We start from the raw sequence: 20,388 nt of genomic DNA on the forward strand, positions 1-20,388 counted from the left end.
GGCAGTCAAGACACTTGTGGCCGGTTCTGCTTGAAGGCGGAACCGGCCACACTGCTTATTGACCGAGCAGCTGTTACTGGCGGATCTGCTCCAGGACGGCTGAGGTCAGGTTTTCGAGTGTCTGGGGATTTTCTGCCTCCGCGTTCAGCCGCAGGAACGGCTCCGTGTTGGAGGCGCGGAGGTTGAACCACCACGATCCGTCGTCCGCGGTGAAAGTGAGGCCGTCGACTTCGTCGACCGTGACGCCGTCGTTGTCGAATTCCTGGCGCACGCGCGCAATAGCAGCCCGGACGTCGTCGAGCCTGGTGTTGAGCTCGCCGGAGGCAAAGTAGGGCTCGTATTCGCGGCCGAGTTCCGACAGCGGCTCATCCTGCTCGCCGAGCGCCGCAAGAACGTGCATGGCTGCGAGCATGCCGGTGTCAGCATTCCAGAACTCCCGGAAGTAGTAGTGGGCCGAGTGCTCGCCGCCGAAGACTGCGCCTTCCTCGGCCATGACTGCCTTGATGAACGAGTGCCCTACGCGGGTCCGCACCGGGCGGCCGCCCTCCGCACGGACAAGCTCGGGAACCGCACGGGAGGTGATCAGGTTGTGGATGATTACAGGTTCCTGCTCGCCGGCTGCCTGGGCGCGGCGGATCTCCCGGCGCGCAACCATACCGGTGATGGCGCTCGGCGAGACGGGATTGCCCTGCTCATCGATGACGAAGCACCGGTCGGCGTCACCGTCGAATGCGAGGCCGATGTCCGCCCCGTTGCTGACCACGGCCTGCTGCAGGTCGCGTAGGTTCTCGGGCTCCAGGGGGTTGGCTGGGTGGTTGGGGAAGGTGCCGTCGAGTTCGAAGTAGAGCGGGACGATCTCCAGCGGCAGGGCCTCGAGGAACTCTGCACCAAGAACCGCGGGAGTGGTGAGGCCGGCCATGCCGTTGCCGGCGTCAACGACCACCTTCAGCGGACGGCTTCCGGACAGGTCCACCAGTGAGCGCAGGTACTGTGCGTAATCCTTGAGAACGTCGCGGGAAGAAGTGGAGCCCTGCCGGTCGGCTGACGGAATGGAGCCTTCCCCAAGGTACTGTTCGGCCAGTTCTCTGATCTCCGCCAGGCCGGACTCGGACGACACCGGGACGGCGCCGGGCCGTGACATCTTCATACCGTTGTACTGCGCGGGGTTGTGGCTGGCGGTGAAGGTGACGCCCGCTGCGTTGAAGGTTCCGCTCGCGTAGTACAACTCATCGGTGGAGATCTGGCCCAGGAAAATGACGTCGGCGCCGCGGGCGGTAGCTCCCTCCGCGAATGCTTCGGAGAACTCAGGGGAGGAAGGACGCATGTCTCCTCCCACCAGGATCGTTTCCCCGGCAAGGTCGATTACATCGACAAAAGCAGCACCTACTGCCCTGACGGACTCCACGGTGATGGTTTCACCGACAATCCCTCGAACGTCGTAGGCCTTGAACGATGCGGAAAGGTCGATGGTTGTAGTCACGCTGGAAAGTCTAACCGGTCTGTTACCCGCCACCGCGGGGTGGGGAGTAACAGACGACGACGGTTGTCCACACCCGCGAAGAGGGCCACGGGAGCGTCAGTTGCAACTGCCATACTGGGGCGCATGGCTGAAACAACCACCCTGCACCAGCAGGCGCTCTCTATTCTCCGAACCCTTGTGGGTCGTGAGGATGCCGCTTTCCATGAGGGGCAGTTCGAGGCGATCGAGGCACTGGTTCATGGCGGCCGCCGCGCTCTGGTGGTTCAGCGCACCGGTTGGGGAAAGTCAGCTGTCTACTTCGTTGCGAGCCTCCTGCTGCGTTCGGCCGGTGCCGGGCCCACCCTCATCGTGTCACCGCTGTTGGCCCTGATGCGGGATCAGGTGGCGGCTGCCGAGCGTGCCGGGGTCAGAGCCGCGGCGATCAACTCCGCGAACCAGACGGAGTGGCAGGAAATCACCGCAAAGCTTGAAGCGAACCAGCTCGACGTTCTGCTCGTCTCGCCCGAACGGCTCAACAATCCGGGTTTCCGGGAGAATCAGCTCCCCGAACTTATCCGGCGAACCGGGCTGCTGGTGATCGATGAAGCCCACTGCATCTCCGACTGGGGACACGATTTCCGGCCGGACTATCGCCGGCTCCGCGACCTCATCACCACCCTGCCGTCCGGCGTTCCGGTGCTGGCAACTACTGCTACTGCCAACTCGCGGGTGGTCGAGGACGTCGAGGATCAGCTCGGCACTGACGGAACAGCCGTTTATACGCTGCGGGGGAAACTTGCCCGGAAATCGTTGCGGTTGGGTGTGCTCCGCCTTCCCAGTCCGAAGTCGCGGCTGGCATGGCTGCTGACTCATCTGGGGGAGCTTCCGGGGAGCGGCATCATCTACACCCTTACCGTCTCAGCCGCAGAAGACACAGCGCGGCTCCTGCGTGAAAGCGGTCATGCAGTGCTTGCCTATACAGGGCGCACCGACCCTGCGGACCGCGAATCCGCAGAGCAGGCGCTGAAGAACAACGACGTGAAGGCTCTCGTCGCCACCAGCGCCCTCGGGATGGGATTCGACAAGCCTGATCTTGGATTCGTGGTCCATCTCGGGGCGCCCTCGTCGCCGGTCGCCTACTACCAGCAGGTTGGCAGGGCCGGGCGAGGTACGCCCAACGCAGACGTCCTGCTGCTTCCGGGAAATGAAGACCGCGACATCTGGGAGTACTTCGCTACTGCGTCGATGCCGGCAGAAGACAAGGCGCAGCGCATTCTTGAGGAGCTCGCCGGTGGTGCAGTGCTCTCCACCCCGGCTCTGGAGACCCGCGTCGATGTGCGCCGCTCACCTCTCGAGCTCCTCCTGAAGGTGCTCGATGTGGACGGGGCAGTACGGAAGGTCACCGGCGGGTGGCAGGCAACCGGAAACCCCTGGACCTACGATCGCGAGCGCTACGCCCGCATTTCGCAGGCACGGGTCCACGAACAGAACGCGATGCTCGATTATGAGAACACCGGCAGTTGCCGAATGGAGTTCCTTGCCGCTGCGCTCGATGACCCCTCGGCCGCACCGTGCGGCCGGTGCGACAACTGTGCCGGCCCGTGGTACTCCGATGAGGTTTCGCACGATGCCTCGGAGAGCGCGGGAAGCGCCCTCGGCAGGGTGGGTGTCCTCCTGGAGCCCCGGGGGCAATGGCCGTCCGGGATGGACAAGCTGAATGTGCCCGTCAAGGGCCGTATCGCCGCGGACCAGCAGGTCTCCGCCGGTCGCGCGCTGGCTCGCATGACCGACCTCGGGTGGGGCAACCGGGTGCGAGAACTCCTGGCAGATGCAACGGAGGATGCGGCACTGGATCCTGCCGCCGCGCAGGCCTGTGTCCGTGTTCTGTCGGAGTGGCACTGGGACACCCGCCCGGTAGCGGTGGTCAGCATGCCATCCCGACGGCGTCCTCTCCTCATCCGATCACTCGCCGAGGGCCTGGCCGGAGTCGGGCGTATTCCGTACCTCGGCGCACTGCAGTTGCCGCAGGGATGGCCAAGCGGCAGCTCCGGCGGCAACAGCGCGTTCCGTCTCGCCTCGGTTTGGGAAAAGTTCGCGGTGCCAGAGGAAGGCCGAGCCTGGCTCGGAGCGAACCCGGGGCCGGTGCTGTTGGTCGATGACCTGGCGGACAGCCGCTGGAGTATCACTGTCGCCGGAAGGGCGCTCCGGCAGGCGGGTGCTCAGGAGGTGCTTCCCTTCGTGCTCGCACTCAAGGCCTGACGCGGCCGGTGGAGGCACCCGCCCCGCACCGGTTGAACCAAAAGAAAAGGCGCCCTGGGAGTTGATTTCTCAATTCGCAGGGCGCCTGATCCAAACGCGGAGACGGGGGGATTTGAACCCCCGGTGGGCTTTAGACCCACACTTCATTAGCAGTGAAGCCCATTCGGCCGCTCTGGCACGTCTCCAGCAGCTATTACCAGCCACCCAAGACTACCCAGAACCTCCGGGCAAGAGCAAAATCAGCCAAGCTACAGCTCGCCGGTCAAGGCCTTCCACACGAACTCGTAGGACATGGCATGCATGCGCGCAGCCTGGCGGTTATCCGACGCGCCCGCATGTCCACCTTCGAGTGCCTCGTGGAACCACACGTTCTCCACACCGAGCGACTTCATTCGTGCAGCCATCTTGCGCGCCTGCACCGGGCCAACCCGATCGTCACTCGTGGCCGTCCAGATCAGGGTCTTCGGGTACTTCCTACCCTCCTGCAAGCGGTGGTACGGGGAGAACGTCTGAACGTATTCCCACTGCTCCGGGTTGTCAGGATCACCGTACTCGGCGATCCACGAGTACCCCGCGGAAAGCTTGGTGTACCGCTTCATGTCGAGCAGCGGCACGCCGCACGAGATTGCCCCGAACAGGTGCGGATACTGCGTCAGCATGTTCCCGACCAGCAGGCCGCCGTTGCTCCTGCCCGTGCAACCGAGTAGCTCGGGGCTCGTGACGCCGCGGTCCACCAGATCCTGCGCAATCGCGGCGAAGTCCTCGTAGGCGCGGTGCCGGTTGGCATGGAGGGCCGCCTGATGCCACGCCGGGCCGTATTCACCGCCACCGCGAATGTTCGCCAGTACATACACGCCTGAGCGGCCGTCACTGGTTCGGCGTTCCAGCCAGCCCCGCCCGATGACCCCGCTGTACGCCGGCGTCATGGCATGCTCAAATCCTCCGTACCCGGAGAGCAGGGTCGGGTTGCCGCCGTCGAGCACGAGGCCCTTCGGGGCGACCTGGAAGTAAGGCACCCGGGTGCCGTCAGCGGACACTGCGAAGTGCTGCTCCACCTCGAACGCGGACTCATCGAAGTACGACGGCGACGCCTTGACTTCCTCGTGACCCCCGCCGATGGTGCCGCGCACCACCGTGGTAGGCGTCAGGAATCCGGTGGCGACAAGCCAGTAGTCGTTACCGGCGTCGTCGTCCTCGTCATCCACGGCGTACGCGTCCACCGAGTGGAGGGGCGGGCACGCGTCCAGCAATTCTGAAGACCAACCATCTGCTGGATTGAGGACGCGGATTTCCGAGGAGACATCCTTCAGCAGGTTCAGCAGGAGGCGGTCGCGGGTCCAGCTCCACGACTGCAGGGCCGTGTGCTCGTCGGGCTCGAAGACGGTTGTCAGTGCGCGTTGCCCGCTCAGGAAAGCTTCCAACGGCGCGGCCTGGAGGGAGCCGCCACGGTACGTTACACCGTCCAGCTCGAAGTCGGTTCTGGGCCGCAGCACCAGCCATTCCCGGTGCAGCGACACGTTGACGTCCTCCGGAACGTCGACATGCACCCACTCACCGTCGCGGCGCAGATACGTGCGGCTGGAGTAGAAGTCAACGATGTGCGCTGCGATGTCCCGCTCGAATCCGGGGGTCTGGTCGTGCATCACCACGGCCATCATCGAGGTTTCCGGAATCTCGAAATACAGCTCCGCAGAATGGAGTTCCTCTCCACGGCGGAGGGTGCGCACGGTGCGCGGGTAGGAGCTCGTGGTCATTGTTCCGGGGCCAAAATCCGTGCCGACGTGAAGCGCATCCGGTCCGGCCCAGCTGATCCTGCTCTTCGCCACCGGGATGTCGAAGCCGCCCTCCACGAACGCGCGGTCAACGACGTCGTACTCGCGGTACCGCTGCGCGTCGCCGCCGTCCGGCGAAAGCGCGATGAGCGCGCGCCGATAGGGCTCGCCCTCGTCGGGGCGCAGGAACATGGCTCCGCCCCACACCCATTCCTTCTCCTCGTCTGCCGCCAGGGCATCCACGTCGAGAAGGACGTCCCACTCCGGCGCGTCCGTCAGGTAGCTGTCCCAGGTGGTCCGCCGCCACAAGCCCTTCGGGTGATCCTTGTCGCGCCAGAAGTTGTAATAATGCCCGCCGCGCTTGGAAACCATCGGAATGCGGTCCGTCGCATCGAGTACCTCAAGGAGTCGCTGTTCCGATGCTAGGAACTCCGGGTTGACGAGAGCTTCCTCTGTCACGGAGTTCTCGCTGCGCACCCATTCCATGGGCTTCTCTCCGTAGATGTCCTCCAGCCAGAGGAACTCATCCTCAAGTGCAGAGTCGGGCTGCTGCGTGGTGTGCGTCATACCGTTATCTTAGGCAACCTGCCCCATTTTCTCTCGGTACCGACCGGGTCTGCCCATTGGCGATGCCACCTGATTAGATAGATCCAGTCTGGATAGTGCCGGGGTAGCGCCACACGTCCGCCGTCCCGGATTCCACCCGCTCCGCAGCACCTGGAGGCAGAATGAGTACGGCCACAAGCACTGATCTGGACAGTGCAGACACGCACATCGCGGATACCCATGAAGTGATCCGGGTGCAGGGAGCCCGCGAGAACAACCTCAAAGACATCAGTGTGGAGATCCCCAAGCGGCGACTGACGGTATTCACCGGCGTCTCCGGTTCGGGCAAGAGCTCCCTGGTCTTCGCGACCATCGCCGCCGAGTCCCAACGGATGATCAACGAGACCTACAGCGCCTTCGTGCAGGGGTTCATGCCTTCGCTTGCCAGGCCGGAAGTCGATCTGCTCGAGGGGTTGACGACTGCCATCATCGTCGACCAGGAGAGAATGGGAGCCAACCCGCGCTCCACCGTGGGAACGGCGACGGACGCCAACGCCATGCTCCGTATCCTCTTCAGCAGGTTGGGGTCGCCGTATGTCGGTCCACCTACCGCGTATTCCTTCAACGTGCCGACGCGCAAGGCCAGCGGTGTCATGTCCACCGACAAGGGCGGCCGTGTGGAGAAGAGCGTGGTCAGCCAGGCGGTATACCTCGGTGGCATGTGCCCGAGATGCGAGGGCATGGGCAACGTCAGCGACATTGACCGCACCGCTCTCTACGACGAGGCCAAGACGCTCGCTGACGGGGCGCTGACCGTCCCCGGCTACTCGATGGACGGGTGGTACGGAAGGTTGTTCGAGGGCATGGGGCTGCCCATGGACAAACCGATCGAGAAGTTCACCAAGAAGCAGCTCGACACGATGCTGTATGCGGAGCCCACCAAGATCAAGGTCGAAGGCGTCAACCTCACGTTCGAGGGGATTATCCCGAAGATCCAGAAGTCGATGCTTTCCAAGGACCCGGAAGCCATGCAGCCGCATGTGCGTCGGTTCGTTGAGCGCGCCGTGACGTTCCAGACCTGCCCCGAGTGCGAGGGAACACGGCTCACCCAGGCGGCTCTGTCCTCGAAGATCCAGGGCAAGAACATCGCCGAGCTCTGCACCATGCAGATCAGCGATCTTGCACAGTGGCTCCGGGACCTCAAGGAGCCTTCCGTTGCACCGTTGCTCAAAGGGCTTCAGCACCTTCTCGACTCGTTCGCCGAAATCGGGCTGGGTTACCTTTCCCTCGACCGGCCGGCCGGCACGCTCTCGGGCGGCGAGGCGCAGCGGACCAAGATGATCCGGCACCTGGGATCCTCACTCACCGATGTCACGTATGTCTTCGACGAGCCGAGCATCGGCCTCCATCCGCACGACATCGAGCGCATGAATAAACTGCTGCTGCAGTTGCGGGACAAAGGCAATACTGTGCTGGTCGTTGAGCACAAACCCGAGACCATCACGATCGCCGATCACGTTATCGACCTCGGGCCCGGGGCCGGAACCGGGGGCGGAGCGGTCTGTTACGAGGGAACTGTCGAGGGACTGCGGGAAAGTGACACCATCACCGGTCGCCATCTCGACGACCGCGCCAGGCTCAAGGAGCAGGTCCGTTCCCCGAAGCAGGTGCTGGAGATCAGGGGAGCTTCAACGCACAACCTGCAGAACGTCGACGTCGATGTCCCCCTGGGGGTCCTGTGTGTGGTCACGGGCGTGGCCGGTTCCGGCAAGAGCTCGCTGATCCACGGATCCGTTGCACAGCGCGATGGCGTTGTAGTGATCGACCAGGCGGCCATCCGTGGCTCCCGGCGAAGCAACCCCGCCACCTATACCGGACTTCTTGAGCCCATCCGCAAGACGTTCGCGAAGGTCAACGGCGTCAAACCCGCTCTGTTCAGTTCCAACTCGGAGGGTGCCTGCTCCACCTGTAACGGCGCAGGGGTGATCTACACCGACCTGGGCGTGATGGCGACCATGGAATCCCCGTGCGAAGAATGTGAAGGCAGGCGATTCCAGGCCTCAGTACTTGAGTACACAGTGGGTGGAAAGAACATCTCCGAAGTGCTTGCCATGCCCGTTTCGGAGGCGGTCGGGTTTTTCGGGGACGGCGAGGCCCGTACCCCCGCCGCCCACAAGATCCTCGAACGGATGGCCGACGTCGGCCTCGGCTATCTCAGCCTGGGGCAGCCGCTCACCACACTGTCCGGCGGCGAGCGGCAACGGCTCAAGCTTGCCACCCAGATGGGGGAGAAGGGTGACATCTATGTCCTTGACGAGCCGACGACCGGACTTCACCTGGCCGACGTCGAGCAGCTGCTTGGGCTGTTGGATCGCCTCGTCGACTCTGGGAAATCAGTCCTGGTCATAGAGCATCACCAGGCGGTGATGGCGCACGCAGACTGGATTATCGATCTCGGTCCGGGCGCCGGGCACGACGGAGGCACAGTGGTCTTCGAGGGAACGCCGGCCGACCTCGTCGCTGGGCACTCCACGCTGACAGGCAAGCATCTGGCGGCATACGTAGCCACGGGATGAGGGCCATGCGGGCGATGAATCGGTTGAACAGAAGCTCAGCGCACGGCGGATAACCTAGATGGATGGAGACAACGCGGGCTGTACAGGTGGCCATTATCGGCGCCGGCCCGCGTGGTATCTCCGTTCTCGAGCGCCTCATCGCGAACTGGCGCGCACAGGCCGAGGTTGATCGTTCCGTCGTCACCGTCCACCTGATCGATCCTCACCACCCCGGCCCCGGTCATGTCTGGCGCACCGACCAGTCGCGGCACTTCCTCATGAACACCCCGGCACTGTTTCCCACTGTCGTGCCGGTCGGTCAGGCCGCCGCCGAACGTGCGCAGTCGCCCGTGCCACTGTCCTTTGACGACTGGCGGCAGCGCATGGACGCGGCTCCTGATGCGCGCCTGAGCGATGCGGACCGTTCGGAGCTTCGATCGCTCAGCTCGGTGGACTTTCCGAGCAGGGCTATCTATGGGCGATATCTCGAATGGATCTTCTCGTCTTTGACGGGCTCGCTGGGGGACGGCTTCGATGTCATCGTGCATTCCTGCGAGGCCCAGCATGTCGAGGCGCTGCCTGCAGGTTTTCGGATCGAACTCAGCGAGGGCAGCACGGTGGCGAGCGACGCCGTCGTACTGGCTATGGGCCACCTTCCCGCCCAACTCAACCCCGAGCAGGAAGCCCTGCGCGACGGCGCAGCGCGGCTTGGCCTTCAGTACTGGGCCCCCAACGTGCCGGCCGACGCCGATTGGAACAGGCTCCCGGCCCGCAAGCCTGTCCTGTTCCGCGGGCTCGGCCTGAACTTCTTCGACATCATCACTCACCTCACGGAAGGCCGTGGCGGCAGATTCGTGACGAGCGGTGAATCCGCGGGCAGGGCGCTGACCTACCAGCCCTCCGGTAGGGAGCCTCTGGTGATTGCCGCGTCGCGCCGAGGAACTCCGTACCGCGCGAAAGCGAAGCTCGACAGTTATGTTCCACGCAGTGTGCAGCTCCGCTATTGCACGCTTGAACGCGCCGGTAGCTTCGCAGCGAACGGGATTCAGCCCGGTTTCGACCACGACCTGTGGCCGCTGCTCCACCGGGACGCCGTGTGGGCGTACTACAGCACGCTGGCCCGGATCTCCGGGCTTCCCGATTCGTTCTGCGCGTCGCTTCGGGACGTGCTCGACGACTCTGACAGGGCCTGGCCACGGCGGTTGGAGGATCTTCTTGAGGCAACCGTCCCGCCTGCCGACCGGCTTGATCTCGAAGCGCTGGCACAGCCTTTCGGGAGGCACCGGTTTGCGTCCTCCGACGAGTACAACCGGGCGGTGCTGGATTATCTCGAGAAGGACGCGGCCGGCTCCGACCGCGGCGAAGATGACCCTCTGAAGATGGCCATCGGTGCGATGAACGCCGGGCGGTCCGTCATCAAGCAGGTCGTCGCCGACGGCGGCCTCACTGAGGCCTCCTGGACCGCTGAATTGCGCGGCTGGTTCGAGCCGCTCGTCGAAGGTCTTGCGAGCGGACCGCCCGCATTGCGGATAGAGCAGTTGGCTGCATTGGCAAGGGCGGGCATCGTACGCTTTGCAGGTCCTGCTCCGCGATTCGAGCTCGACGCCGAATCAGGTCGGTTTGCTGTCTCCTCGCCCTGGGTGGATGGAGGCAAGTACGAGGCCGGTGCCCTCGTTGAAGCCATGATGCCCGCCAACCGTGTAACCCAGAATCAGACCGTCCTCCTTCGCCGGTTGCTCGAGGACGGGCTTGTTCGTGCGCGAACCACTATGTCCGAAGACGGTGTGCCTGAAGTTTCCCCGGGCCTCGACGTGACCAAGCCGCCATACCGTGCGGTGGGCGCGAACGGTCTCGTGCAGGAGAACCTTTTCGTTCTCGGCCTTCAGCTGAGTTCCGTGCAATGGGGAACTGCGATTGCTGCCGAGGCCGGTGCATCGCTGGATGCCGGGGGCCGGACCCTCCGCGATGCCGATGACATCGCCTTGGCTGTCCTCGGCCGACAGTAGCGGGTATCCCAGATAACAACAAGAAGCGCCTCTCCACTGCTGCGAAGGGGCGCTTCCTGTGTGAGTTAGTTCAACGGCGGATGCGTTCTAGCCGCGGGCCGCCGCAAGGCACCTGCGGTATTCCGCCATTGCCTGGCCGTAGCTGTTGGGTTTCTCAGCGCCGGGTCCGCGCTTCGGCTTCACCGGTGCAACGCACGCGTCCTCCGCAGCCGCTTCCACAGTGACCGGCAGGGTGACGGTAGTGCCGGATTCTTCTGCCACCACAACGATCCTTCCGGGTCCGGCAACTGCTTCCGGAACGGTGACGGTAACCTGCGCAGCGCCGCCCGCGACGGGAGTGCTTCCCAACTCGGTGACGTTCCCGTCAGCGTCAACGAAGCTTGTCGACAGGCTGGTGTTAGCCGGGCTGCCAAGTGAGGTCAGATCCAGCTTCGCAACACTGAAAGTTACGGAGTCACCCGCGGTGACAGTGGCCGGTGCATCCTTCACCACTACGCCCCTACGGTCGAAGCTCGGCGACAACGGGCTGTTCTGCTCGATGTAGCTGATCCACGCGTCGCGGTCCACCAAACCTGAGTCACGGACGTCGGTTCCCTGCTGGAAGACGGTGAAGTTGTCGCCGCCCTGTGCCAGGAAGCTGACCGTACCGATCCGATATTCCGCGGCCGGGTCCAGCGGTGCGCCGTCGATAATCACGGAGGTGATGCGGGATCCGGCTGCCAGGTCCGGGTTGTAAGTGTAGGACACGTTGTCGGAGAGACCCAGGGCGAGGAAAGACCTCGATGAGCCTTCCGGCTGCCACTGCTGCTCCAGCATCGTTGTGAACTGCTCGCCGGTCAGTGTGACGGTCCACAGGTTGTTGACGAAAGGCAAGACGGCGTTCGCTTCGGCGTAGGTGATCACGCCGTCTTCCCCGTAGTAGAGCTCGTTGCGAAGGCCGCCCGGGTTGATGACGCCTATCTGGGCTCCGCCCCGCTCTGTTGCCGACAGTGATGCCTTCATGGAGTCGGCGACGAGATTGCCCAGCGTCGATTCGTTGGTCCGGTCGTCGCGGCCGCCGTTCACAAAAGCGGTTGTGATGTCCGAAGTGACCGAACCAACCGCACGGCTGCCGATGACCTCGGCCTCAGCGAGCGCCGCATCGACGATCGCCTTGACCGCGGCGACGCGGGGATAAGTTGCTACGAGGGTGGCCGGGGCCGTGGCGGTGCGCTTGACGTTCTGCGCGGTGTAGGACTCAACCTCTCCCGTTGCGTTATCCACGGTGAGGGTGATCTGCCCGATGTACTCGCCGTAGGAGCCGGTCTGGACTACCGGACGGGTTTCACCCTCGACACCGGGAACGGGAGCGTCCCACACATACTGCTTGTGCGTGTGTCCCGTGTAGATAGCATCGACGAGCGGCGAGGTGCCGGTGACGATATCTGCGAATGCATCGCCCGCGGCGACTTCCTGTTCGAGCGTTGATCCCTCGGCTACGCCGTCTCCAGCGCCCTCGTGGTACTCGGCCACGATAACGTCAGCGAGGTCCTGCTCCTCGATCTGCGCAGCGACGCGGTTCACTGCCTCCACGGGATCGCCGAACTCCAGGTCCGCGATGCCGCCGGGGCTCACGAGCGACGGCGTTTCTTCTGTGACTGCGCCGATAACAGCTACGTCGATCCCTCCCACCTCCACGATCTCGTACTCCTGCATGGCAGGAGTGGTGGTGCCCTTCTGGTACACGTTCGCACCGAGGTAGGGGAATTCCGCGGCGTCAGCCACCCGCCCGCTCAGGTCGGCGAAGCCGCCGTCGAACTCGTGGTTGCCCACCGCTGAAGCCCTGAGGCCGAGTGCGTTCAGAACGTCGATCGTAGGCTGATCCTTCGCGACCGAAGAGGCAAAGAGCGAGGCCCCGATGTTGTCTCCGGCCGAGAGGAACAGGGAGTTCTCCTCGCCGTACTGTGCGCGCAGTTCTTCGACCGTTCCGGCGAACTTCACGGTATTCGCATCGATTCGACCGTGGAAGTCGTTGATGCCCATGAGGTTGAGCTCCGTAGTGGCCTTAGCGGGCGCCAGGTCCAGCCCGACAATCACCGGATCGTGATCGCTGGCCCTGAACTGATTGGGCTCGTAAAGGTTGGTCGCGTTGTAGTTGTAGCGGCTGTACTCCAGCGCCACCGACTCCACCGCGTTGATGTTCCATACGTCTACGCCGGAGACCATCGCGTCGGCTTCGGGCGACGCAAGGATGTGATCCAGCGACCCCACAAGGCCGGAGAAAACGTAGGAGTATCCGTCGGTCTTGGCACCCTGGTTGATGTAACCGGCGTCGTACAGGACCTGCATGGGATCCTCGGCCGAGTAGGAGTTGAAATCACCGGCGAGGAAGACCTTGTCTGTACCGGCGTCCTTCTTGAGCTGGTCGGCGAAGGCCACGAGAGCCGTTGCCTGCTCAACGCGGTCCGCGTTGGAAGCGCCCTGGCCATCACCCTGGTCAGCGTTCTCACCGCTGCCTGATCCCTTCGATTTGAAGTGGTTGGCGATCACAAGGAACTTGGTGGAGTCGTTCCCGCCGGGCAGGTTGAAGGACTGAGCCAGCGGCTTGCGGGCGTTCGAGAACGCGGCATTGTCATTGAGGATGACCGACTCGCCTACTGCCTCGACCACTGCCTTCTTGTAGATGAAGGCGGTGCGGATGAAGTCCTCATCCTCAAGGGCGGGCAACTGCTCCGGTGAACGGACGAAGTCCCACACACCGGGAGCGGCCTCGTTCAGTGCGGCGGTCAACGTGGCCAGGGCTTCGTCGCGGTCCTTGCTGAACTTCGCTGAGTTCTCGATTTCTTCGAGGGAGACGACGTCGGCGCCAAGCCCGTTGATGGCTGCAACGATCTTCGCTTCCTGGCGTTCAAGGTTCTCAGCATTCGCCGCACCGCGAGCATCGCAGCCTCCACGCACCGTGACCGGATTACCTGCCCGGTCCTCGTAGTAGGTGCACCCGGTGAGCTGGTCACCGGTGGTGGTGAAGTAGTTGAGTACGTTGAATGATGCGACCTTGACGTTGCCGCCAACGCTCGCGGGCGATTCGGGACGGGACCCAACAAACGCGACGGGCTGCACTTCGGCCGAGTTGGCAGCCGTGAGCGCGGTCAGCGGCTGGAACTTCCAGGAGCTGTTGCGGAAGTCAAAGATCACGGGCGAGGTGAAGGTCGCAGACGAGTTGACCCGGACCGGTTGCTCCGGCGTGAGGTAGGGCAGCGGTTGGTCCATCGCCGTGCCGCGGAGGAAGTTGGTGGTAGCGCCGTCGTCGAGCTTCACGGCCCGTGCGGCGTTGTCTGCTGTGACAGCCGTGTTCTCGGGGGTGCCCGGGGGGGCGACCTCCGTAGGCTGGACCAGGGGAGTGTCCCCGGCAGCGAGCGTGATCTCGCCATACTGGTTCAGCATGTAGTTGTCGGAAACGGTGAAGGCGCCGGGCGGTTGGACGAGCATGCCCTCCAGAGCTTCACGTGCGGCGTCCGTGGCGGGGTAGGCGACGGGCGCCGGCTTGACTGCTTCGGCAGCTTCCGTGAGCTTGGACATGCCACCGGCTGGCACGGTGATCTGCGACAGAGTGAAGTACTCGCCCGCGGTGCCCGTTACCTCGACGGAATCACCGACGGCAACGTCGCCGACGGTGTCGGGTGAGTAGATGAAGATTCCATCCGAGGCGGAATGGTCCGCTCCAAGATCTCCGCCTGTTCCGGCGGTCTGGATGTAGTAGCCCTCAAAACCACCGCTGGGGTACGCGGCGGTGACCACACCTCGCGTGGTGACAATTTGGCCGAGGTAGGGAGTAGCTGTGGAGGTGCCCTGAATCTGGTCGATGGGGATGACCTCGCCGGGCACCGGCGGTTCCGGTTCGGGTTCGGGTTCGGGTTCGCTTCCGGCAGTCCCACCAGCGGCGTTGGTGGGTGTAACGGCGTCCAGAGCAGTGAAATCCGCACGGTTGTTGTCGGTATCGATGCCATCAGCGCGGTTCATCGAGAGCGTCGTGGCACCGGCCGGGCCTTCCTCAGCAAGCGACTCATAGGTGTTGGAGGTGCCGTAACCGAGCAGGTCAACAACACCGGCGGCGCCGACCACGGAACCGACCGGCAGCGGGTTCACGGCCGTAGCCTGATTGGCCAGGATGATAGTGCCGCCCGCCGCAGCGGGATTCAATGCGCCGCTGGCCTGGTCAGGTGCCGGAAGAGCAGCGCCGTTCCCGGCGTTACTGCCGCCCTGTACAAGGAAGTGGCCGTTCGCAGGGATGGTGCCCTTCAGCGGTACGACGCCGGACGGTGCAGCTGCCCCCGTCGCCGACCGGTACTGCAGCGACCAGCCGTCGAGGCTCACAGGAGCGTCAGTGGTGTTGAGCAGCTCAACGAACTTGTGGGTGAATGGTGCGTTGGCACTGCCCCCGTTGACGAATGCCTCATTGATAACGACGCCGGCGCCTGCCTGGGCTTCGACGGATTCTTCTGCGCTGGCTGGCGAGAACGCCAACGGCGAGGCTAGCAAGCCCACCGAAAGCGCTGAACACAGCGCGCCCCTCCACGAATTATTCATTCGTACTGTTTCTCCTTGACTTTGGCCGGATTACGGCCGCGAGTGATGCCCGCGTTCGGCATGGTGCTTCGGCGGAACTGGCCACGAAAGTGACAATAGGATCTGCCGGTGACATTCCGGTCGCGGCAAGCCAACCACGCTGTAGTGAACAGGCGGTTACCCCGCGGGGAACAGATCAGCCGGGTAGAGACCATCTACGGCATTTCCCATCGTCGGCCCGGTGGTGACGGACTTCAGCGCCGCTCCCGCTCACCTGATAGTGATGTGGGACACAGCGGACGCTTTGCACATTCAAACACGAGTGCTTGCTGGTGGAAACTATCTGCGGGAGTCGCGGAGTGTCTCCGTCGCCGGTGCGCCCCCGGCGTTGCCAACCAGGCACACGACCGTCCGTCCGCCGTCGTCGTCGTTCCATTCCGACTCAACCGGATAAAAGTACTGAAGCTCCAGAGATGAGGCGTCGTAGTCGACGCCCACGAATGAGAGGAACTCGGTGCGGCAGAACTCCTGTGCCTGCGCGTCCGCTTCGCCGACACCGGGGTAGTCGCCCTCCGGCAGTTCCTTGGTGGCGAAGACCTCGAACGCGTGCGGTTCCGTGCACGGGAGCAGTTGGATGGCGGGGTTTGCTGCAGTGCCGGAGTCGGTCATGCATTCGCCCGCGTGCAGGTCATTGGCAGCGACGTCCGACGTCGTGACCTGTGCGGCTTCCGTGCGTTCCGCTGACGCCGGGCCGGTAGGCGGCGCGCCGTCGTCGTTCCCTATGGCACAACCGGTGAGAGCTGCCGCCATGATGACCAGGGCAGCGGGCGGGAGCAGGTGCTTCGCGGCGGCGATCGTCATGGAGAAGCTCCTCGTCGTTGCGGGCGTCAGGATCGGCACTTTCCGGAGCCTACCGGATCCTATTGCGGAGGTCCGGGCACGCGGGCGCCCGGGGCGCCGGCACAGCGATCGGTGCCGATGGCGGGCACGCGAGCAGGCAGGTGGGGGAGCGGTTAAAGCAATTGCACCCCGCCTGTGACAACGGGGTGCAACTGGTGAGCCGGCCAGCTCAATGCGGAAGGTAAGGGATTCGAACCCTTGAGACGGGGTTACCGCCCACTGGTTTTCAAGACCAGCTCCTTCGGCCGCTCGGACAACCTTCCTCAGGGGAATAGTGTTTCATGCAGAGCAGGCAGCACAAAACTACCGCCAATTGCGCGGAGCTAAGTCAACATGGCAGGTCAGGAAGGAACCGATGAAAGCCGTAGTACTGCGTAGGTTCGGTGAACCGCAAGTCCTGGAGGTGGCCGAGGTTGAACCACCCCGTCCCCAGGCAGAAGAGGTACTGATCGATGTTGTCTCGGCCGGGCTGAACCGGGCGGACGTGCAGCAGCGGAAGGGCGTGTACCCGCCTCCTCCGGGAGCTTCCGAGTACCCCGGTCTTGAGGTGTCGGGAAGGATTGCCGACGCCGGTGGGTCACATTTCCAGCGGGGTGACGCCGTCGTCGCGCTCCTTGCCGGCGGCGGCTACGCCGAACAGGTAACCGTGCCTGCCGGGCAGGTACTGCCAGCGCCCGACGGCGTGGATCTGGTGGCCGCCGCGGGCCTGCCCGAAGTAGCGGCAACGGTGTACTCGAACCTGGTACTGACGGCTGGGATGGCCGGCGGTGAGACGCTGCTCATCCATGGTGCGTCGGGCGGAATCGGCACCATGGCCATCCAGCTTGCGCGTGCGCTGGGGGTCCGCACCATTGTCACTGCTGGAACGTCCCAGAAGCTCGACTACGCCCGTAGCCTCGGTGCCGAAGTGTGCATCAACTATCGGGAGCAGGACTTCGTCGCTGAGGTGGATGCGGTGACGGGTGGACGGGGTGCGGACGTGATTCTCGACGTCGTCGGCGCCAAGTACCTCAGCCGCAACGTGGAGGCGCTTGCGACAGGCGGCCGCCTCGTTGTCATCGGTCTGCAGGGTGGTGCCAAGGCAGAGCTCAACCTCGGTGTTCTCATGGCGAAGCGCGCGTCAGTCACCGGCACTACATTGCGCTCGCGGCCTGTCGAGGAGAAGTCAGCGATTATGGCCGGGGTTTACAAGCACATCTGGCCGCTAATCACAGAGGGAACCATCTCGATACCTGTCGACCGCACGTTCCCACTCTCCGACGTCGTGCAGGCGCACGAGTACTTTGATTCCGGTCAGCACACCGGCAAGATCCTCTTGACGCTGCAGTCCGTTTCAAAACAATAAGTCTGCTTGGTAGATTCCGGACGGTGTGACAAGCTAGCATCCACCGAAATTCCAAGGAGGAATCATGGCCAAGCACAGGGCAGACGGCGAGCCGGACAGGGCGGCGCAGGGCAAGGACGACGAGTCAGGACTTGAGCGCGCTGCTGAGAGCTGGGCGGAGAACCTCGCAGACCAAGTGAACGACGGCGTCAAGAGCAACCCTCAGGACACCGCTGACGAGGGAGCCGATCCGCGGACAGATACGCACTCCAGCTTCAGCGAAGGTTCCAACTCCCGCGACGGCAGGGACCAACCCTCGCACTGATACCGCGAGCCGTTCACCTCATCGTTCCCGCCGCTCAGCGAAGTTTCTTCAGCGCGGGCAGAAAGTTGTGACGCAGCACTCGCTCCCCTGCTACGTTCAGTGAGTTAAGCCACTCACATACAAGGGAGCACCATGAGTGAGAACAACCCCGGGCGCGAGCAGGCGGGGGCACGCCGCGTCGAACGAGATGAGGACACTGATGTCCTCCAGCACGATCCGAACCTGCCGCCGACCGCGGTGCATGTGGATACCGAAGACCGCGGCTGGACACCGCTGAAGGTTGCGATCTGGGTAGGCATTGCGCTACTCGGTGGCGTCAGCTGGACCATGCTCGCGATCGTCCGCGGCGAGACGGTCAACGCAATGTGGTTCGTGTTCGCGGCTGTCTGCACCTACCTGATCGCGTACCGGTTCTACTCGAAGTTCATCGAGCGGAAACTGCTGCAACCCAATGACCGCCGGGCCACCCCCGCTGAGTACAAGGCTGACGGCAAGGATTACGCCGCTACAGACCGCCGGGTTCTCTACGGCCACCACTTCGCCGCCATCGCCGGCGCGGGCCCGCTCGTAGGCCCGGTCCTTGCTGCGCAGATGGGCTACCTGCCAGGAACAATCTGGATCATCATCGGCGTCATCCTCGCCGGCGCCGTCCAGGACTACCTCGTGATGTTCTTCTCCATGCGACGGGGCGGGCGCTCGCTCGGTCAGATGGCGCGCGAGGAGCTCGGCGTGATCGGCGGTACTGCAGCCCTGATCGCGACCCTCACCATCATGATCATCATCGTGGCGATCCTCGCACTCGTCGTGGTCAACGCCCTCGGCGAAAGCCCGTGGGGCGTCTTCTCCGTATCGATGACCATCCCGATTGCGCTCTTCATGGGCGTGTACCTGCGCTACATCCGTCCCGGTAAGGTCACGGAAGTCTCGCTTATCGGTTTCGCGCTGCTCATGCTTGCCATCATCGCGGGCGGCTGGATTGCTGAGACCGACTGGGGCGTAGCGATCTTCACCCTCGATCGCGTCACCATCGCCTGGGGCATCATCATTTACGGGTTCATTGCGGCCGTTCTGCCGGTGTGGCTGCTCCTTGCACCCCGCGACTACCTCTCGACGTTCATGAAAATCGGCACCATCGTCATGCTGGCGGTCGCCATCGTCATTGTGAGGCCGGAAATCGACGTCCCCGCCTTCAGTGAATTCGCGAGCCGTGCCGACGGCCCCGTGGTCCCGGGCACGCTGTTCCCGTTCCTGTTTGTGACGATTGCCTGTGGAGCGCTTTCCGGCTTCCATGCGCTGATCTCCTCCGGCACCACTCCGAAGATGATCGAGAAGGAACGCCAGACCCGTTTCATCGGTTACGGCGGCATGCTCATGGAATCATTCGTGGCGATCATGGCCCTTGTGGCGGCGCTGTCGATCGACCGGGGCATTTATTTCGCGATGAACTCGTCCGCAGCGGCAACCGGGGGCACCATTGAAGGCGCCGTGGCGTTCGTGAACGGGTTGGGTCTAACGGGAGTGAACCTCACTCCCGAAGCCTTGAGCACCCTGGCCACGAACGTCGGTGAGGAGTCGATCGTCTCGCGTACCGGCGGTGCGCCGACGCTCGCGGTCGGCATTGCCCAGATCATGCAGGGCCTTTTTGGCGGCGCAGGCATGATGGCGTTCTGGTACCACTTCGCCATCATGTTCGAGGCTTTGTTCATCCTGACAGCGGTCGACGCCGGTACCCGCGTTGCGCGGTTCATGCTGCAGGACAGCATCGGCAACTTCGTGCCGAAGTTCAAGGACACCTCCTGGCGGGTGGGTGCCTGGGTTTGTACGGCCATCATGGTGGCAGGCTGGGGCGCGATCCTGATCATGGGCGTCACCGACCCGCTTGGCGGAATCAACACCTTGTTCCCGCTCTTCGGCATCGCGAACCAGCTGCTCGCGGCGATCGCGCTCGCGGTCTGCATGGCGATCTGTGCGAAGAAGGGCGCGTTCAAGTACCTGTGGATCCCCGCCCTGCCGCTGGCCTTCGCGTCAGTGGTCACCATCACGGCGTCGTTCCTCAAGATCTTCTCTCCGGTTCCGGCCGTGGGCTACTGGGCCAACCACTTTGCCTTCCGGAACGCGCTGGCCGCCGGCGAGGAGAGCTTCGGCAATGCACCGACGGTCGCCGCCATGGAAGCTGTCGTCCGCAACACCTTCATCCAGGGAACGCTGTCTATCGTCTTCGTGGTGCTGTCGATCATCGTCATTGCGACGGCGATCATCGCCACCGTCAAGGCCTACCGAACCGGCGGCGGACCGAGCGCTGAGGACCCCGCCGTGCCGTCCCGCACCTACGCTCCGGCGGGCCTGATCGCTACTCCGGCCGAGAAGGAGCTCGAAGCGCAGTGGGCCGCTCTTCCGCATGACCGGAAACCGGCACGGGCAGGTCACTGATGAGCGTCAAGGAGCTGATCTGGCTTTTCAAAGGTGTGATGGGCGAGAACGCGTACCAGCAGTACCTCGACCACCATGCCGCGACCCACAGCAACGAGCCTCCCATGACGGAGCGGCAGTTCTGGCGCGACAAGACTGATCGCCAGGACGCCAATCCGGAGGGCCGCTGCTGCTAGGCGGAAATGTGCGCAGCTGAGGCGGGTCCAACTGTGTTGGGCCCGCCTCAGCTGTGCGACCCTTCCCTAGCGCCGGGCAAGCCCCCGTGGT

11 protein-coding genes and 2 tRNA genes are annotated in these 20,388 nt (G+C 63.8%); 7 read left to right on the forward strand and 6 right to left on the reverse strand.

Annotation, left to right across the window (positions count from 1 at the left end):
- Nucleotides 1-73 precede the first annotated feature (73 nt).
- Complete coding sequence (locus M1D74_RS02145) at nt 74-1,480, reverse strand: phosphomannomutase/phosphoglucomutase (RefSeq protein ID WP_458116334.1); 1,407 nt, start codon at nt 1,478-1,480, stop codon at nt 74-76.
- 123 nt (nt 1,481-1,603) lie between these two features.
- On the opposite strand from M1D74_RS02145, the gene M1D74_RS02150 reads away from it, so the two are divergent.
- Nucleotides 1,604-3,718, forward strand: a complete 2,115-nt coding sequence (locus M1D74_RS02150; protein WP_458116335.1) for a RecQ family ATP-dependent DNA helicase — start codon at nt 1,604-1,606, stop codon at nt 3,716-3,718.
- Nucleotides 3,719-3,815: 97 nt separating this feature from the next.
- Here the strand turns inward: M1D74_RS02150 and M1D74_RS02155 are convergent.
- Together M1D74_RS02155 and M1D74_RS02160 are read right to left on the reverse strand one after the other, a co-directional pair.
- Nucleotides 3,816-3,903: transfer RNA gene (locus M1D74_RS02155), tRNA-Ser, on the reverse strand.
- A 63-nt stretch (nt 3,904-3,966) separates the two neighbouring features.
- The gene (locus M1D74_RS02160; protein ID WP_458116336.1) at nt 3,967-6,057 is read right to left on the reverse strand and encodes a prolyl oligopeptidase family serine peptidase; all 2,091 of its coding nucleotides are present in this window, start codon (nt 6,055-6,057) and stop codon (nt 3,967-3,969) included.
- Between the two features lie 161 nt (nt 6,058-6,218).
- Between M1D74_RS02160 and M1D74_RS02165 the strand changes: the two genes are divergently transcribed.
- Complete coding sequence (locus M1D74_RS02165) at nt 6,219-8,612, forward strand: ATP-binding cassette domain-containing protein (protein WP_458116337.1); 2,394 nt, start codon at nt 6,219-6,221, stop codon at nt 8,610-8,612.
- A gap of 62 nt (nt 8,613-8,674) precedes the next feature.
- On the forward strand, nt 8,675-10,597 hold the full coding sequence (locus tag M1D74_RS02170) for an FAD/NAD(P)-binding protein (RefSeq protein ID WP_458116338.1): 1,923 nt from the start codon (nt 8,675-8,677) through the stop codon (nt 10,595-10,597).
- Between the two features lie 87 nt (nt 10,598-10,684).
- Here the strand turns inward: M1D74_RS02170 and M1D74_RS02175 are convergent, their stop codons facing one another.
- From M1D74_RS02175 to M1D74_RS02185, 3 genes are all read right to left on the reverse strand, one after another.
- The gene (locus tag M1D74_RS02175; RefSeq protein WP_458116339.1) at nt 10,685-15,163 is read right to left on the reverse strand and encodes an ExeM/NucH family extracellular endonuclease; all 4,479 of its coding nucleotides are present in this window, start codon (nt 15,161-15,163) and stop codon (nt 10,685-10,687) included.
- Nucleotides 15,164-15,481: 318 nt separating this feature from the next.
- Nucleotides 15,482-16,003 (reverse strand): septum formation family protein, encoded by a 522-nt coding sequence (locus tag M1D74_RS02180; protein ID WP_309069936.1) that lies wholly within the window; start codon nt 16,001-16,003, stop codon nt 15,482-15,484.
- A 214-nt stretch (nt 16,004-16,217) separates the two neighbouring features.
- A tRNA-Ser gene (locus tag M1D74_RS02185) sits at nt 16,218-16,305 on the reverse strand.
- A gap of 92 nt (nt 16,306-16,397) precedes the next feature.
- Here M1D74_RS02185 and M1D74_RS02190 point away from each other — a divergent pair.
- The 4 genes from M1D74_RS02190 to M1D74_RS02205 all read left to right on the forward strand — a co-directional run bounded on the left by M1D74_RS02190 (nt 16,398) and on the right by M1D74_RS02205 (nt 20,297).
- Entirely contained in the window at nt 16,398-17,387 is a 990-nt protein-coding gene (locus M1D74_RS02190; protein ID WP_309069937.1) for an NAD(P)H-quinone oxidoreductase, read from the forward strand.
- Between the two features lie 64 nt (nt 17,388-17,451).
- Complete coding sequence (locus M1D74_RS02195; RefSeq protein WP_458116340.1) at nt 17,452-17,691, forward strand: hypothetical protein; 240 nt, start codon at nt 17,452-17,454, stop codon at nt 17,689-17,691.
- 132 nt (nt 17,692-17,823) lie between these two features.
- Entirely contained in the window at nt 17,824-20,121 is a 2,298-nt protein-coding gene (locus M1D74_RS02200; protein ID WP_309069939.1) for a carbon starvation CstA family protein, read from the forward strand.
- Complete coding sequence (locus M1D74_RS02205) at nt 20,121-20,297, forward strand: YbdD/YjiX family protein (RefSeq protein ID WP_309069940.1); 177 nt, start codon at nt 20,121-20,123, stop codon at nt 20,295-20,297. The genes M1D74_RS02200 and M1D74_RS02205 overlap by 1 nt, the downstream gene beginning before the upstream one ends.
- The last annotated feature ends 91 nt before the right edge of the window (nt 20,298-20,388 follow it).

It is taken from the genome of Arthrobacter sp. D2-10, from assembly GCF_054161285.1.